This is a genomic window from Flavobacterium piscinae, assembly GCF_004122145.1.
Classification (GTDB): Bacteria; Bacteroidota; Bacteroidia; order Flavobacteriales; family Flavobacteriaceae; genus Flavobacterium; species Flavobacterium piscinae.
This window is the reverse complement of sequence record NZ_SBKQ01000002.1, coordinates 228023-243818: the sequence shown is the minus strand read 5'-3', so window position 1 is coordinate 243818 and position 15796 is coordinate 228023. Positions and strand designations below refer to the sequence as shown.

The 15796-nt window shown below is 26.3% G+C and carries 15 protein-coding genes; all 15 read right to left on the bottom strand.

The window, feature by feature from the left end; all coding sequences use genetic code 11:
* Positions 1–26: 26 nt before the first annotated feature.
* The 15 genes from EQG68_RS02625 to EQG68_RS02555 all read right to left on the bottom strand — a co-directional run bounded on the left by EQG68_RS02625 (position 27) and on the right by EQG68_RS02555 (position 15774).
* Positions 27–875: an RteC domain-containing protein gene (locus EQG68_RS02625; protein WP_129463228.1), complete on the bottom strand. Its 849-nt coding sequence runs from the start codon at positions 873–875 to the stop codon at positions 27–29.
* Complete coding sequence (locus tag EQG68_RS02620) at positions 875–3367, bottom strand: hypothetical protein (protein ID WP_129463227.1); 2493 nt, start codon at positions 3365–3367, stop codon at positions 875–877. Before EQG68_RS02620 ends, EQG68_RS02625 begins: the two co-directional genes overlap by 1 nt.
* Before the next feature lie 18 nt (positions 3368–3385).
* Entirely contained in the window at positions 3386–4003 is a 618-nt protein-coding gene (locus EQG68_RS02615; protein WP_129463226.1) for a hypothetical protein, read from the bottom strand.
* A 56-nt stretch (positions 4004–4059) separates the two neighbouring features.
* The gene (locus EQG68_RS02610) at positions 4060–5811 is read right to left on the bottom strand and encodes a hypothetical protein (protein ID WP_129463225.1); all 1752 of its coding nucleotides are present in this window, start codon (positions 5809–5811) and stop codon (positions 4060–4062) included.
* A gap of 19 nt (positions 5812–5830) precedes the next feature.
* Entirely contained in the window at positions 5831–7216 is a 1386-nt protein-coding gene (locus tag EQG68_RS02605) for a thioredoxin family protein (protein ID WP_129463224.1), read from the bottom strand.
* 72 nt (positions 7217–7288) lie between these two features.
* Positions 7289–8524 carry an RNA polymerase sigma factor gene (locus EQG68_RS02600; RefSeq protein WP_129463223.1) on the bottom strand — a complete coding sequence of 412 codons (1236 nt, stop codon included), beginning with the start codon at positions 8522–8524 and terminating at the stop codon, positions 7289–7291.
* A gap of 1 nt (position 8525) precedes the next feature.
* Entirely contained in the window at positions 8526–8984 is a 459-nt protein-coding gene (locus EQG68_RS02595) for a DUF1569 domain-containing protein (RefSeq protein WP_129463222.1), read from the bottom strand.
* A gap of 4 nt (positions 8985–8988) precedes the next feature.
* A complete protein-coding gene (locus tag EQG68_RS02590) occupies positions 8989–9330 on the bottom strand; it encodes a YciI family protein (protein ID WP_129463221.1) in 342 nt (113 codons plus the stop codon).
* Positions 9331–9407: 77 nt separating this feature from the next.
* On the bottom strand, positions 9408–10868 hold the full coding sequence (locus tag EQG68_RS02585) for a serine hydrolase (RefSeq protein WP_129463220.1): 1461 nt from the start codon (positions 10866–10868) through the stop codon (positions 9408–9410).
* 88 nt (positions 10869–10956) lie between these two features.
* Positions 10957–11502 carry a helix-turn-helix domain-containing protein gene (locus EQG68_RS02580; protein WP_129463219.1) on the bottom strand — a complete coding sequence of 182 codons (546 nt, stop codon included), beginning with the start codon at positions 11500–11502 and terminating at the stop codon, positions 10957–10959.
* A 192-nt stretch (positions 11503–11694) separates the two neighbouring features.
* Positions 11695–12954 (bottom strand): aspartyl protease family protein, encoded by a 1260-nt coding sequence (locus tag EQG68_RS02575; RefSeq protein WP_129463218.1) that lies wholly within the window; start codon positions 12952–12954, stop codon positions 11695–11697.
* A gap of 88 nt (positions 12955–13042) precedes the next feature.
* Positions 13043–13522, bottom strand: a complete 480-nt coding sequence (locus EQG68_RS02570; protein WP_129463217.1) for a helix-turn-helix transcriptional regulator — start codon at positions 13520–13522, stop codon at positions 13043–13045.
* Positions 13523–13588: 66 nt separating this feature from the next.
* Positions 13589–14869 (bottom strand): M20 metallopeptidase family protein, encoded by a 1281-nt coding sequence (locus tag EQG68_RS02565; protein WP_129463216.1) that lies wholly within the window; start codon positions 14867–14869, stop codon positions 13589–13591.
* A 145-nt stretch (positions 14870–15014) separates the two neighbouring features.
* The gene (locus tag EQG68_RS02560; protein ID WP_129463215.1) at positions 15015–15305 is read right to left on the bottom strand and encodes a DUF1272 domain-containing protein; all 291 of its coding nucleotides are present in this window, start codon (positions 15303–15305) and stop codon (positions 15015–15017) included.
* Positions 15298–15774 (bottom strand): OsmC family protein, encoded by a 477-nt coding sequence (locus EQG68_RS02555; protein ID WP_129463306.1) that lies wholly within the window; start codon positions 15772–15774, stop codon positions 15298–15300. Before EQG68_RS02555 ends, EQG68_RS02560 begins: the two co-directional genes overlap by 8 nt.
* Between the last annotated feature and the right edge of the window lie 22 nt (positions 15775–15796).

The window sequence follows — 15796 nt, the reverse complement described above, 5'->3', positions numbered from 1 at the left end:
GAGTTTATGTTGTGAATGATTTTTATTTAAATCAACTCATCATAGTTTTCCATTCTTTTTAATAGAGCTTCATTTAATGCGGAAATGAATTTTGTTTTATCAGCCTTTCTTGCTCTAATTTCAAGGAATACACGACGATATTGACCTAAATCTATTTCAAAAATATGTTCAAAATATTCTGCAATATCTTTTAAATCTGCTACTCCATTATTGAGAACCCCCTCCGTATGTAATGCATATATTAATTCAATTAATGCCACTTTTGAGCTAGTCCACATTAATTTTGTGTTGGGTTTGCGTTGTGATTTGTCACTAAAGTCTTTATTTTCAATCATAATTAACTTATCTTCTAGATATAATTGTATTAAATCGTTAGCTAAAATCCGTGCCACTTTAAAATCGCATGAAGTAGAAAATGAGCTATCAGCTTCAAAATAATAACTATCTAATGCCAATTTGATATCGTATTCTCCTCTAAGGAAATATTTGTAATCTAAATAGGAACTTCCCGATCTATAATATTTGTAAAAATCAAGTTCGTTATCAAAATAAGCTTTTAATTTTTGTAATTCGTTATTATAATATTTTTTTAAAACTCGATTACCTCCATTAGGTCTTTTCATTTCTATTTTATATATCATATTATAATAGATCAGTTTTGATGTGAATTGTGGTTTTAAATCTTTAAAGAAATGAATTTCTTCATTTTGGCTTTTGAATTGATTTTTAAGAACTATTTTTTTTAAATTATCTTTAGCTTTTAACGTTATTTCAATAGCCTTTTCACAACGCTTAATTTCATCATCTATCTCTAAGTCAATGAAATTGAGCTGTTCATTTAGTTTTTCTAGAATACTATTTACTTGTTGAATCACTAATTTTTATTTACACTTAAATTAAAAATTAAACTTCCAAAATTTCCGTTTTCATCAAATACATCAATTTCTCCTCTGAATAAACCTGTTATATCTGAAGTGAAAAATTCAACCTCAATTATTCCGTTAGAATTTGATTTTAAATTATTTGACCAAAAAAGTGTTTTTCTATAATCAGGAAATTCTAAGCTTTCTTTATCTAATTCATAATTTGGATGTGGAAAATTTTTGTTAGCTTTTAAGGTTTCAATAAATACATAGCTTTTTAATTTTTTTTCTTCCAATTTTGCTTCTTTTTCAAGAACTAGAGGGTCAATGTATTTTTTTAAAGTTGGAGGAAAAAAGCTATTTTCCTCAACAACATAATAATATTCACCATGTCTTGGTTTGAAACCTATTCTATGATTTTTACAGTTTAAAACGTTAAATTGAAAACAAACATGGTCATTATTTCCACCAATATATTCTAAAAAGTTGGCAGAATATTTTGGTTTTTCAGGTAGTTTTTTTGTTAAAACTACTTCGTCTAGAAAATTAACTGAGTTAAAACTAAAATTTTTTATCTTATTTTTAATTACAATTGTATCTTTCAGACTAATATCACTAAACCTATTAAATAAATCTGAGCTATAAAATTGTTCTATATCTTCCTCTTTATTTTTTAAAAGATTAATAAATAAATTTTCATTTGAAGTATTAAGAATAATCTTTTCATTTTGAAATAATTCTAACAGTTTTGCATCTATAGAAAAAAAGCCATTTTCATTTGTTTCTGTCATGAAAATGCCACTGGAGGTGGTAATATATATTTCTGTATTTCCTGGGTTTTCTAATTGACCTGATTTGTTTTTTAAATATACGCTTCCTTTTAAGTCTTCAAGAATATTAACTTTTTTTAAGTTATCTTCTATATTGTCATGACTCCATTTGTAACTTTTTTTATCTAATGTTAACATTAAATTATCAATATCATTTTTTCTAAAATACTCTGTAGGATAGTTTAATTTTGGAGTTATATCATTTTCAATTTTTAAAAATGATTGCATTGAACGTTCATATGTTTCAATTTTAAATAAATTATCAAATACTGTTATGTTTGCTCTTGCTTCAACAGGATTTTTATCATTATCTAAAATTTGGATTTTTAATTTTACTTTTGATTTATTATTTATACTTTTTTCTTCTTCATAATTTAAAAGTTTACAATTTAATCTTTGTTCAAAATTTGAGTAAATATATCGAGTACAGATTATATCTTCATCAATTCCAATTAATGAAATTTCTGTAATATGATTTGGTAGAATATGTTTAGGAATTTTAAAATTTATTCTTTCTTTATTCAATTTAATTTTAGCTAACCAAAATATTATTCCTTTTGCTTGTGCTCTTATATAAATTTGTTTGTTATGCAGATTTTCACTTTTATTAATTATTTCAAAGTTGTAATTTGATTTATTTTGAGAAACTAATTCTAGTTTTGTACTTTCTATTTTTGGTTTTGGAAATTCAAAAGAATTATTATCAATTTTGACAAAATATTTTTCTAATTTCATTGGTTTAAAATTGTATATACCAATTCCATTTTTATCTATATCAATAGAATCAATTATTTTATTATTCTTAATTATATATGCTTTTGAATTAGAATTTTTATAAATTCTATTTTTAAATTTAATAGCAATTTTTTGATTTATACCCTCTATTAAGTTTCCACCTTCGGGATAGAATTCAACATTTATTTTGTTTGAAAGCGTCGATAGATTTATACTTTTATTTTCAATTAATCTTTCGTTTGTCTTTATAATTAGATTAAAATTTTTGAATTCATCAATTTTATTTCTTTCAATATATAGTTCAGTAAACCCATTAGAGTCAGTAATATTTTTAGTAATTGTTTTTGATTTTTTGTTGTTTGTAGCTTGTAATTTCACACTAGCATCATTGGCTGTTTCTCCATTTCTTAAAAACAATTTAATTTTGATTTTAATTGTTTTTTCATCACTGTTATCTACCTCTTCACTTATTAATATTTTAGGTGAAATAGTTTTTCTAATTTCAATTTCTTTAACTGAATTATTACTATTCAAAATATTAGCAATTGAATTTTTGGTATATGCCGATAAATAATATTTTCCTGGGGTTATGGTATCAGAAACATAAAAATTGCCATTTGAAGATGAATCATTTATAGCATATTTAGCAGAATGAATTTTTTTTCTTTCTTGGTTCAATAGATTAAAATAAACAATTTGACTATTTGAAAATGGCTGGTTGTTTATAGTTTGAAAAATAGTTGCATTGAACCAAATTTCTTCACCAGTTTCATAAATATCTTTATCTGTTTGTACATATAAAACTTCTTGAGCCATATTTTTTTCTACATGCTCTATAGGTTTTATAATTTTTTCATATTCTGTGGAGCTAAGACTCTCTTGACTAAAAGCATTGAATATGCAGGCAAAAAAAAATATAAAATTGATTTTTTTGTTCATTTAATAAATTTAAATTAATTAGAAATTAAAGCCAAAGTGTAATCCTGGTTCTCCCCAAAAGAATTTTGACCATTTATCGTCTAATTGTTTAAATGATTCTGGCATTTTTGTATGATATGGTCTATGAGTTACTGCAATAGAAGGTTCTATAAAAAATTTATTTTTAAATAGTTTTATTTGGTAACCTATTCGATAGGTATTAAAGATTTGAAAACCCTTATCTAATTTTCTATCATTTTCATCTATAAAATTTTGCCAGGCACTCATCGAGTGTATGCTTGTATATAATCCTTTCCACCAAAATCTTTGGTAAACAAGTGCTACTCCTTTTTCTCTAATATATCCGGGAAATTTTTCATTTTCTGCCTCAAAATTATCGCCGTAAGGAATACCAAGTGGCCATGCATATTTCCAAGTTTTAAATTCTAAAGAAATAACATCTTTTTTTGTTATTCTATATCCTAGATTGAGTTGAACAAAATCAGGTGTATTCTTTTTATCAAAGTTACCTAACATAAATAAACTACTTCCTATAAAATATTTTTTACTAATTGTGTCATTATTGATTGATTGTGCAACATTTGTTTTGCATATAAAAACAATAAATAATAGAGTGAAAATTTTTTGTATCTTCATAACAAGTATATTTTTGAATTCTATCTGCTGTAATATATTTTAAGAAACGTTTTGAATCAATTCCACTTAATTATCTTATATGAAAAGCTTTCATGGTCAGAAATAGTATCAATCTTAATTACTTCTTTGTTATTTTCAAATTGACCCTTTTTTACTGCACCACCAGTAACTATTGAAAATTCTAAAGGTAAGTGTGCATTTATTTCAATTTCTCTTTTCTTTCCACCAATATTTTGTAACATTATTAAAGGAGCTTGAAATGCAGCTTCTTGATTACCCGTTATATAGACTACATCTTCCTCATTAGGAACTTGAATTGTCAATTTTATTTTATTTTGCTCTTTGGTAAAACCTACTGTTTTTTGATGGCATTTTATTTTTTGTCTAATAAGGTTTTGAATGTCATAAATTTCAATACTATTGTCTAATATTTCTTCACCATCTACAATAAAAGAATAATTATAGATACCTTTTTCTAATTTTAAATTTGTACTCCAACCTTCATTACTTTTTTGCAAAAAAACAATATTGTTTATTGGGTGAAACGAACTACTAAATGGTTTATACTTTAAGAATACTGACTTTGCATTGTGATATCCTTTAAGTTTAAAGTTTGAAACTTCATTTGTATTATTTTTATCTTGGAATTTGGTTCGTATTTCTTCAGAAAAATATTTGTAATCTGGAAATTTATTTTCAAATTCAATTAATGTGGATAAAGCAAGGCTTTCCTCTCCTTTTTGATACTCATAAATTGCTTTTAATAACCAAATATCAATATCTTCAGCATAATTTTTTTGTAGTTCTTTTAAGAAATCATAAATTAAAAAGTTGTTCGTTTCTCTGGTATAATAATAAACAACATTAGGTAATAAGAAATCTTTTTCTTTGTTATCCTTAACATTTTTAAAGTAATGTTGTATTGCAGCGGTAGAATTATTACTTTCTATGTATTGGTGAATTATTGAAGTATTATTTTTTTTAAAAAGATTTGTTAAGGTTATAGATTTTCTACCTTTTTTTAATAATTTTTTTAATGATATTTTGTATTTATTTTTATAATCTCCGGCAAAAAAAAGAGTTATTTCTTTTTTATTTAAGTTATAAATACTTGAATAAACAGTAGTATTTGCTCCTTTTTCAGCAGTTTGGGAACATGCTAATACCATTGAATCATAATTAATCTCATTATTTTTTAGGATATCGTTGGCTTTGTTATACCTCCAACAATCATTATTATTATTATTATTATTCACACAAAGATCAAAGTTTGTAGAGATTAGCATCTGATTGTTTTTAATTACTCCATTTGGACTAATAATAGCTAGATTTCCGTATTTGTCTGCTACATGCATCTGTGAGCTTCTAAATCCAAATTGAAACCAATATTTTTCAAAAAAATCAATTACTTCTTGTGTTGTAGATAGATTCCCTAAAATGTATGGAAGTATTGCATTGTCTCCTTGAGGGAAGGCTACTTTTCTATACATATTTTTAACTGGAAAAATATTTTCTGTTGAATTAAAATCAAACGCTAATCCAGCTTCGTTTAATCCACCAGCTATAAATGCATTATTTCCATTTTCTGGAGTATCTCTTGAAAATGTAAAGTACCCGTATTTATTTTGAGAACTTTTAGGAAAAATATTAATGTAGTTTTTGAATGAGAAAGCAAAATCTTCGTTGTTTCCAAACCACACGTTGTTATACTTATCAATACCACTAAAAATTGAGCAAGCAATCGATTTATGAAATATCAAAGTAAATATAAAAATAGTTCTTAAAGTTCTTTTATAATTAGTTGTCATTTTAAATGAATTAGTTGGTTTAAATTTTCTGAATATTTTGAAAAGGTAGTTTTTTATAAATGATTATACTAGTATCGTCAATAAGTTTTAAAAGATTTGGTTCTCCTGCTTTCTTTTTTGCTAATTCAATAGTTTGTTTTGCTTTCTTTATGTTATTTAATTTATATTCTCCAATAGCTTCTAAATATAAATTGAACGCAAGAGTTTTGATTTCTCTAGCTTTTTTTAATAAACTTATTGCATATCTAATCTGATCTTTATTATCGTCATAATAAATGATATTTTTTGCAATTTCAATTAATTCAGCATAAAAATTGTTAGAAAGATGATTCTTCAAAAAGTCATTATTCATTTTTATGATCTGATCTTTATTTTCTTGTGATTTGAAAAAAGTAGAATTTTGAATATATTTATTTGTTCTATCAAGGTTTAAAGAATCTAGTAATTTTAATTCTTGAATATCAATATTTAATAAGTCTTTTTCATATGATTTTATCGTATTTAAATAATCAATTATATTGTTAGTATTTAAATAATATTTTGCCTTCCAATAAGAAAAATCATTTAATTCAAACCAAGGTTTAGCTTCTTTTTCTTTTGGAAAAACAGTTAATAATTCTTCAAATTTATTTAATTGTGTTTCGTCTTTACTTTCAACAATTTGATTAAAATAACTTAGTAGAGATTCATACAAAGTGTCATGAAATGAACCCGGAAAATAATATGAAGATTGTTCGTTATTAATTTCATGGTATTTTGTTATTAGAAATCTAAACTTATTTAAATCTTTATGCAGATAAGGGTTTTTTATGAAAAAAGATATATTTTGTTTGTCAACCAATTCTTCCTGACTTAAAAGTTTGTAGTAATCATTAAACGGTTCTAGTACTTCTTTGTTTAAAGAATTCAGTTTTTCAATATATTTCTTTAAAAAATCTTTGTTTCTTTTATTAGATAGATATTTTTGTTCCCAAATTTCGATACTTTCACCTTTTTCGAATTCTGAAATTGCTTTTTTTGCATGATTTAATAATTCATCTATTTTTTGATATCCTACTATTTTATAAATCATTTTCTCTTCGGAATCAATAAATACAAATGTAGGGAAAGCTTCTACTTCATATTTAGGAGAAATTTTTTTACCTAATTCAGTCTCAGCATTAATTTTAAGATTAATAAAATTTTCATTGAAAAAAGTTTGTATAGTATAGTCTGTAAATACCTCTTTGTCCATTCTTTTACAAGGAGCACACCAAGTAGTGTAAAAATCGATGAATATAAGCTTATTTTCGATTTGAGATTTTTCTAATGCACTATTAATATTATTATCAATAAAGTTTAAGTCATTTTGTGCAAAAAAGTAGGTATGTAATAGGGAAAAGAATAGTAATTTAAATATTTTCATTTTTAGCAATTTTGAACAACAAAATTAGTGCTTACATGGTATAAAAATCAACTTAATATATTTGATTAAGTACTAATTTTCATTTTTGGTACTATTTAAAACGGTTAAATATTTTTTTATTACTTGTCTATCGTTTTCTTTTTTGGCAATATTTAATGCTAATTTATAATTAAAAATTGCTTTTTCTTTATTATCAAATGAATATAAATAACCTAGTAAAGAAAAATATAAATAATCGGAAAGCTTAAGTTTTTCAGCTTCTACTATGGCTTCTTTAGCTCCTTTAACTTTAAAAAGGGCAAAAGTTCTATTCAAGGCTGCAACAGGAGAATATTCTATTTGCAATAATTTATTATAAAGCGTGAGTATGTTTTCCCACTTATTAGAAGATTCTAATTTAGTACAATGCCAGTACGCAATTGAAGCTTCTAAGTGAAATTTTGTTATTTGATTTCCTTTGGCACTTTCAATTAAATAGTAATTTCCTTTATCAATAAGTTCTTTATTCCAAAGATTTTTATTTTGATTCTCATATAAAATTATCTCATTCAATTCATTTTGTCGTGCTTCAAATCTTGATGAATGAAAGCACATAAGCGATAATAAAGCATTTGTTTCAGGTTCATTTGTTGATTTGTTTTCTATTAAAAGTATGCATAACCTCATTGCTTCCAAACAAAGACTTTTTTGAATTTCAAAATCTTTCGTTTTTGAATAATATCCTTCATTAAAAAGAAGATATATTGAAATCAAAACTGAATTTAACCTTTCTGTAATTAATTTACTGTCAATATGCTCTAAATCAATTTTAGCTTCTTTAATTCTTTTTTTTGCTCTAAATATCTTTTTATTAATATTCTCTTTTGTGGTTAGAAATGTTGTGGCAATTTCTTCTATGCCAAAACCACCTAAAATTTTTAAAACTAATATGATTTGAGATTCAATTGCATTTATTGGATTACAAAGGATAAAAATCATTTTTAATTGGCTGTCTTTAATTTTTTCATCAGACCATTCTATTTCGTAATAATTGTCGAGGGATTTACTTTGTTTGTTTGAGATTATTTTGTCGTAAACATTATTTTTTCTGATATAGTCTATTGTTTTATTTTTGGCTACAGTATAAAGCCAAGCTTTTGGGTTAGGTGGAATCCCTTTTAATCCCCAAGTTTCTGAAGCAAGTAGAAAAGTTTCTGCTGCAATATCTTCTGCAATTTCAATATCCCTTATGCTAAAATAATTACAGAGTACAGTGATAATTTTACTGTACTCTGTTTTAAATAAATTAGGAATTAAATTATCATACATTTTAAACTCCAAATTGGTTAAGATGATGATCTAAATGTTTATAAAACATGTTATTCCATTCTTCTTTTGATAATTTTCCAAAATTTAAAGATTCTGATTGATCGAAAAAGTTTTCACCTAAGTTTTGAGTTTTTTTTAAAAACTCTATTAGTCTTTCTTTTTCGTGTTCAAAATCTTTAGGTTGTTTAATGATAAATGCTGGTGCTGTTTTACTATTTTTTTTATAAGGCATTTCACTTACAACAATCTTTTTAATGAAAGCTTTAAAAATGAGTTTCATGAATGGATTAGGTTTTTTATGAATATCTGTATAAACCATTTCATACATAACATTACAATGTGCCAGCATTTGACCGGTATTCATGGTTCCCCATAAAGCAACATTATTGGCTTTCAATGAATTAATCCTATCAATTGTTTCATTAACAACCTTTTCTGTAAATATATTAGGTAAGCTCATAAAATTAATTAATTTTCATAAAACTCCTTACTTCAACGTGTCCACCAATATTTAAAATTGGACAACCTTGGGCTAGTTTTAATGCCTCATCTAAATTTTCAGCTTTACAAATTACATAACCTCCAATAATTTCTTTTACTTCAGCATATGGTCCGTCTGTAACAATGTTATTTGGTTTTAAAGTTTTTCCTTCAAAACTTAATTGATTTGTTGCCACAAATTTTCCTTGAGCTGCAATACTTCCAATCCAATCTTGCCAATACTTGATGTTTTCTTGCATTTGTTCTGGTGACATTTTAAAGTCAGGATTTGGAGTGTGTCTGAATAGCATCATAAATTCATTCATAATTTTAAAATTTAAGTTAATATTATTTTCTATTGATACGAATGAGTTTTAAAAAATAGGACAACAAACAAAAAAAATTATCTTTTATCCCAAAGTTCATTACCTAGATATACTTTATTATTTAAAACATTTTCATAAATTTCATTTACATTATCACCGTTTAAAAAAATTAAATACCCATTTTTGGTTTTTGGAAAAAATACAGCTAGAGTACTTACTCCTGGATCTTTACCTGTGTGAATTAAACAATATTCGTCATTAGAAAAACCAGTTAAAATTTCCCATCCAAGACCAAAAAAATCATTATCTCTTAGTTTGGTTTGTTGCTTAATTATTTCATTAAAAAGGCTAGATGATAATTGAGCTCCATTTGTTAAGTAGGCTATAAAACTTCCATAGTCTTCAACAGTAGTTAACAAATTAGCTGCTGCATTAGCTTCAAAGTATTTTTTATTGTCAATAGTGTTTCCTTTATCATCATAATTTTGAGCATATCTTTCTTCATCTACCTTATTATCCCACCAAAAATGCGTATCATGCATTCCAATAGGTTTAAAAACATATTGTTGGGCTAATTCTTCTAATGTCTTATTGAGTTTTATTTCAATGGCTTTTCTTAGGTATTCAAAGCCTTCACCAGAATATTGATATTTGGTACCTGGTTCAAATTGAAAATGTAATTTTTTTTCATTTGTAAGGTATCTCCAATTTGGAAAGCCTGTTTGATGTGTTAAAACCAAGTATGGTGTTAATTTTTTATATCTTTTGTCATTTTTAATTTCTGGATCAATCCAGTATTGATGTAAAGGTTCATCCATTTTTAATAGTCCTGCATCAATGAGTTTTAAAACGGTAAGAGCGAAAACAGGTTTAGTTAATGAAGCAACTTTAAAAATAGTATTGTATGGTGCTTTCTGAATTTTATCTAAGGTGCCATATACCTCAACTTTTGTTAATTTGCCGTTTTCAATAATACCTAAACCCATTGCGGGCACATTACTTTTTTCAAGTAACTTTTCTATGTTATTCAGATTTGTTGAGTTTATATCAGGGCTTTGATGATCATAACTTAGAGCTTCTGCTAGAACCCAATCTTCATTCTTTTTAAGCCAAACATGAGTAAATTTTGCTGTACTCGTCCACATGTCGTCTTTATTTGCCTCTCTTAAATAAAAATTGTGAACTCCTTTTTGAATTACTCCATATAGAACTCCATCATTAGATAATTTAAAAAGCTCTAAACTATTTGCATTAACTTTTCTTATTGGCTTTTGCATTTGATTAGAGCAGATATATTTCCTAGTATTTTCTAAAAAAGACTTTTTATCTTGGAATCCACTTTGGTCATGATAGAATTTTAAATCGTTAGCAATGTGCTTTTCTAAATAATCTAGATCACATTGGTTAAATGCTTTTTCAAAAAATATACTATCTTGTTTTTTTAATTCAATAAAAAGTTGGTCATCTTTCTTTATTTGAGCTTCTGAAATAAAAGAAAAAACCATAATTAGACTTGTCAATAAAATGTTTTTACTCATGATTTTAAATTTTTGACAAATATTTAGCTTTCTATTTAATTTTAAAATTTTTGTATGTGACATTTGTATGCCAATTAGCTGACAATTATTATAAAACATTGAAATTCAGCTTAAAAAAAAGTTTTTGTTTTTGATCTATGAAATAATTATTAGTTAAGATAATTATCACGTTAGATAAAACTAATGTTATCATTACTATTAAAATAAATTTGCTACTAAGATTAAACCAATTTTTTATAAATGAACAAAGCATGAAAATTATAAAAGACATGATTGTCCAAATAATTTGTAAGGTTATTATTTGTTTACTCATGTTATGATTTTCTTTATATTTTTTTTTCAAAATGATGGGTAAGATTATATTTATTGGTGGTAAAACAATACCAACTATTGCTATTAGATTAATTAATTTTAAATTATTGTAGTCATACTCATCAATAACAATTTTAGAATCGCTATTTAATTCATCTAAATCTTCTATTTCAAGTGCTTTTAATAAAACTTTTAATGTATGCCCTTGGGGTTTTTGACCTGATTCAATTCTTTGTATTGTTCTTAATGAAAGACCTGTCTTTTCAGCTAATTCTTGTTGCGTATAATTAAGTTTATTTCTAAGAAATTGCACTTTATTCATAATTGTTAAAATTAAAAATCCCCCTTATAAATTGTACACTGCTAACAATTAATAGGAGGATTTAAATTAGGAAATTTTTTTAAAGAAAAAAATTTACAAATAACCTTATGCAAATGTTTCAATTTATTAGTTGAAAACGTACTTTTTTTAAAGTAAAAAGTCCTAAATTCTGTATATGACACTCACAGAATGCTATTTTTTAAAAAAGATTATCTCTTTTCTAGAATATGAGAGAAATGTTGGATACTTTGATAAAATTTCATATCCTAATATTCCATCAATATTTAATTGATAAGCCTGATTTAAATGTGAAATATCACTAAAAACTATATTTGTATTTTTAAAAGGAATACTTCCACCAATAACAAGTTCGGTTAATGAGGCTGTTTTAACTATTTTCTCTTTATTTTCAGCTCCAATTAACGAGTCAGAGCTTTCGTTTGAAAGGTGTTTTTTTACTTTTTTATAATATTTCTCATCAATTAAATTAGTTTCTGCTCCACTGTCTACTCCAAAATCATATTGATTCTTACCAATAATTGCACTAATAATTGGAATATGTTGACTGAGTTTAATTGCCACTTTTTCTTCATAATAGTTTTTAAAATAATTATTTTTAAATTTTAAAAAGCTAGTAGGTTTTATCAATGTTAAGGTTTTAGATTCGTAATTAAATAAAATGTCATAATTACTTAAAATATCATACCCTATTAATCCATGTATTTCAACATCTAAATCTTCTTCTAAATGCGAAATATCAGAAGCTAGTACATCTTGATTCTTTAATTGTATTCCATTAAAATTGATTTCGTCAATTTTTACAATATCCAAATTAGTGATAGCTCCGTTAACTCCTTGGTTTGAAGAAGATATTGACCTATCTCCAAGGTTTGATTTATAATATTTACTATTTATAATTACTCTAGGTGCTCCACTGTCTACAAGAAAAGTTTTATTTTGATTGTTGATTGAAACTTCTACACTTATTAAATTACCAACTTGTTTAAATGGAATTTCAATAATCTCATTGTCAGGAAAAATAAAGTTATTTTCATTACTCATTGTTTTGACTTGCATTTCAAATAAGTTTAATTCTTTAAGCTTGTTTGATTTATCAAATAGAAAAGTAGCTTCTCTTTCTCCCATGTTTTTGTAGTTGATATTATATTTCAACTCTAGACCGTCGGGTAATTCTCTTGAATTTGATTTACTGTTATTCAGAACAGTTTCATTTAACTGTGCAATGAGTTGATCTAGAACCATGATTGCTATATTGCCTTTTTGCCCAGCAATTGAAAAATCTGGAGCAAGATGTGGTTTAAGATTGGATGTGTTTTTAGAATTTATTGCTTCAACGGTTTTATCTACTATTTTTGAACAATAATCAATATCTTGGGCATTGAATGAAATTGATAAAAACAAGAAATGGAATAAAATTATTTTCTTAAGCATAATTGAAAAGTTTTAAAGTTTAAGCTTCAAAACTAAGTCTTAGATTTTCATTCTTTTGTTTTTTTAGGTTTGAAAAAGGTACTAGAAATTAATTTTTAGTTTTTAATTTATTTTTTAGTTCTATTAATTCTCTTCGGCTATTAATTTCCATTTTTTTATTGATATTATTGATGTGCGTTTTAAGTGTGCTTATCGAAATGTTGAATTCAGCAGCTATCTCTTTATTGAATTTATTCTCACAGATTGATAATACTATTCTCTTTTCGGATTTTGTTAGTTGTGCAAATTTATTTTCTAGTTTATTTTTTTTAAGAAAACAATATAGATAACGTAATGCAGTAAATAAGAGAATTATCCCTAAAAGGAAGAGAATGATATTTATTTTATTTATTTTAGATAAATCGACAACTGTGATTGGTGAATAAATATCTTCATTTACTTTATATAATTTTATTTTGTTTATGACACTAGAAATAGACAATAACAAAACACTTGTAATAAATAACAAAACAAAATTTATATAGTCTTTCTTCATTAATTGCATTTGATTAGATAGTTTGTAAATCATTTTAAATAAATTTAGAGTTTATATGATATAAGCAAAGGTTAATAATAGTTATTCTGAAAAGGAGATTTATTTATTGACTCTTTCAAAAATTAATGATGAAAACGATTTCACGCCTATTTTTATACATTCTTCATCAACCCTAAAATTGGGTGCGTGATTCATAGCAAAGATGCCTTTTGCAAGATTAGAACCCCCTAATAAAAAATATACTCCAGGCATTTTTTGTTGAAAATAACAGAAATCATCATTGAAATAAGGAATTTGCCCATGAGCTTGTGTAACCGTTTTGTTACCAAAAATGTTGTTTAGGACATTTGTTGCTTCTCTTGTTAATAAATCATTATTCAATACCGTTGGATTTTCTTGGATAAATAATACTGAGATGAATTGATCTTTGTATTTTGATTTATTGATTATCTGTTCAATTTTTGGTAAAATAGTTGGCAAATTTGACTTACTGGTTTCATAAGTATAGCCTTTAAGGCTAAGTTGATCCTTATCTCTTTCGATTATAAAATTTTCCTCCATAAAAAAGTAATCTTTAAAAGTAGTGTTAGGATTGCTTAATCCAACGATTGAGTCAAAAGCCATTGGAATCTCCCATGGATTTACTCCATTTTTCTTTCGGATGGTTTCGTTTCTTATTTGATGATATAATATTTCAGCATTTTCTTTTGTCATTTTACTATTAAAATTGATTTGAACTCGCTTTTGATAGGCAAATAGTTCATTTGATTTGACTATTATTTGACCAACTGGCAAAGCTGTTACATGTAGTGCATAAATTTCATCAATATGTAATTCTGAAAACAATTTGCTATTTACCATGTTTTTTGCTCCTACAAAGGTTTCTTCTTCGGGTTGAAATATAAAATATACTGTACCATTAATTGCTTCTTTGTTTTTTGACAGTACTTCAGCTATTCCCAGCCCAATTGCCATATGGATATCATGGCCACAACCGTGTTGTATTCCCTTATTTTTAGATTTATAGGATACTTCATCAGGGAAATCATGAGGTAAAGCATCCATATCAGCCCTCCAAGCTATAATTTTCCCTTCCTTTTTACCTTTTAAGATGCCAATAACTCCATTACCAGCTATTCCTGTTTTAACTTCTAATCCTAAATTAATTAAGTATTCAGCAATAATTTTAGAAGATCTGGATTCATCTCCAGCAATTTCAGGATTCTGGTGAAAGTCTCTTCTAATTTCTACTAATTTATCGAAAATTTCTTCGGTGTCATTTTCAATTTTTTGGTGTATGTTTTTCTCTTGGGAAGTTTTACAGCCGAGGATTACACTTGATAAAAGCAATATTAATGTAAGATGGTAACTCAATTTCATTTTATATTTATATCGGTCAAGTATAAGCGTAGTGAGGGATTAGAAGTACTGCACTTTCGGTTTGGCGATATGTTTGTTAATATTCAATTCGTTTCAATTTGGTACTTTCGCCCGCATTACACTTATACAATGTTACAGGCAGTGTTTATCTTTCGTTGGGTTTCACGTCTTTATATTTATCAAGCGTTTCTTTAAATTTTTCTTTGTCTATCGGTTGCAAAATAGTGTTGTTATTCGCCGGATATTTTTCTAAAAGTCTTGTCGGTCTTGACGGTCGTTTTTCAAGTCCACCTCCACAATTTGGACAAACGTTTTGCAAAATATTTGTTACGCAGTCAATGCAAAACGTGCATTCAAAAGTGCAAATCATCGCTTCTACGCTGTTGTTAGGTAATGCTTTACCGCAGTTTTCGCAATTTGGTCTAATTTCAAGCATTTTGAGTTATACAAGTTGAATTGTGATGAATAGGAAAGTTGCATGAGTTCGCTATAAAACAAAGTTCATTTGCTTTTTTATGTAATTCGTTTGCCGTTTCAATCATTGTTTTGTCGCTTATTGTAACAACAGGGTGCAATGTCACTTCCGTAAAGTTTCCGCCACCGTTTTGGGTTTCTTGCATTGTTCCTATTGCGTTGTCGGAATAATCAATAACAACAATTCCTTTGACTGCACATAAATGTAAATACCAAAGCATATGGCACGATGAAATAGAAGCTAAAAATAATTCTTCTGGATTTTGCTTGGTTTTGTCACCACGAAATGATGGGTCAGAAGAGCAAAAAATGTCTTGTTTACCTTCAATCAATACAGTGTGGCTGCGTTCATAAGAACGATAGTCCTTTGTGCCTTGTCCATTGTTACCTGTCCATTTAATTGTTACTTTGTAATGATGTTGTCCTGTCATTTTTGTTGTTTTGTTGGGTGGT

Bases quoted from the DNA above. Each gene is read 5' to 3' on its own strand.
- EQG68_RS02620 (WP_129463227.1), bottom strand. From the start codon at position 3,367: ATGAACAAAAAAATCAATTTTATATTTTTTTTTGCCTGCATATTCAAT.
- EQG68_RS02615 (WP_129463226.1), bottom strand. From the start codon at position 4,003: ATGAAGATACAAAAAATTTTCACTCTATTATTTATTGTTTTTATATGC.
- EQG68_RS02610 (WP_129463225.1), bottom strand. From the start codon at position 5,811: ATGACAACTAATTATAAAAGAACTTTAAGAACTATTTTTATATTTACT.
- EQG68_RS02605 (WP_129463224.1), bottom strand. From the start codon at position 7,216: ATGAAAATATTTAAATTACTATTCTTTTCCCTATTACATACCTACTTT.
- EQG68_RS02600 (WP_129463223.1), bottom strand. From the start codon at position 8,524: ATGTATGATAATTTAATTCCTAATTTATTTAAAACAGAGTACAGTAAA.
- EQG68_RS02595 (WP_129463222.1), bottom strand. From the start codon at position 8,984: ATGAGCTTACCTAATATATTTACAGAAAAGGTTGTTAATGAAACAATT.
- EQG68_RS02590 (WP_129463221.1), bottom strand. From the start codon at position 9,330: ATGAATGAATTTATGATGCTATTCAGACACACTCCAAATCCTGACTTT.
- EQG68_RS02585 (WP_129463220.1), bottom strand. From the start codon at position 10,868: ATGAGTAAAAACATTTTATTGACAAGTCTAATTATGGTTTTTTCTTTT.
- EQG68_RS02580 (WP_129463219.1), bottom strand. From the start codon at position 11,502: ATGAATAAAGTGCAATTTCTTAGAAATAAACTTAATTATACGCAACAA.
- EQG68_RS02575 (WP_129463218.1), bottom strand. From the start codon at position 12,954: ATGCTTAAGAAAATAATTTTATTCCATTTCTTGTTTTTATCAATTTCA.
- EQG68_RS02570 (WP_129463217.1), bottom strand. From the start codon at position 13,522: ATGATTTACAAACTATCTAATCAAATGCAATTAATGAAGAAAGACTAT.
- EQG68_RS02565 (WP_129463216.1), bottom strand. From the start codon at position 14,869: ATGAAATTGAGTTACCATCTTACATTAATATTGCTTTTATCAAGTGTA.
- EQG68_RS02560 (WP_129463215.1), bottom strand. From the start codon at position 15,305: ATGCTTGAAATTAGACCAAATTGCGAAAACTGCGGTAAAGCATTACCT.
- EQG68_RS02555 (WP_129463306.1), bottom strand. From the start codon at position 15,774: ATGACAGGACAACATCATTACAAAGTAACAATTAAATGGACAGGTAAC.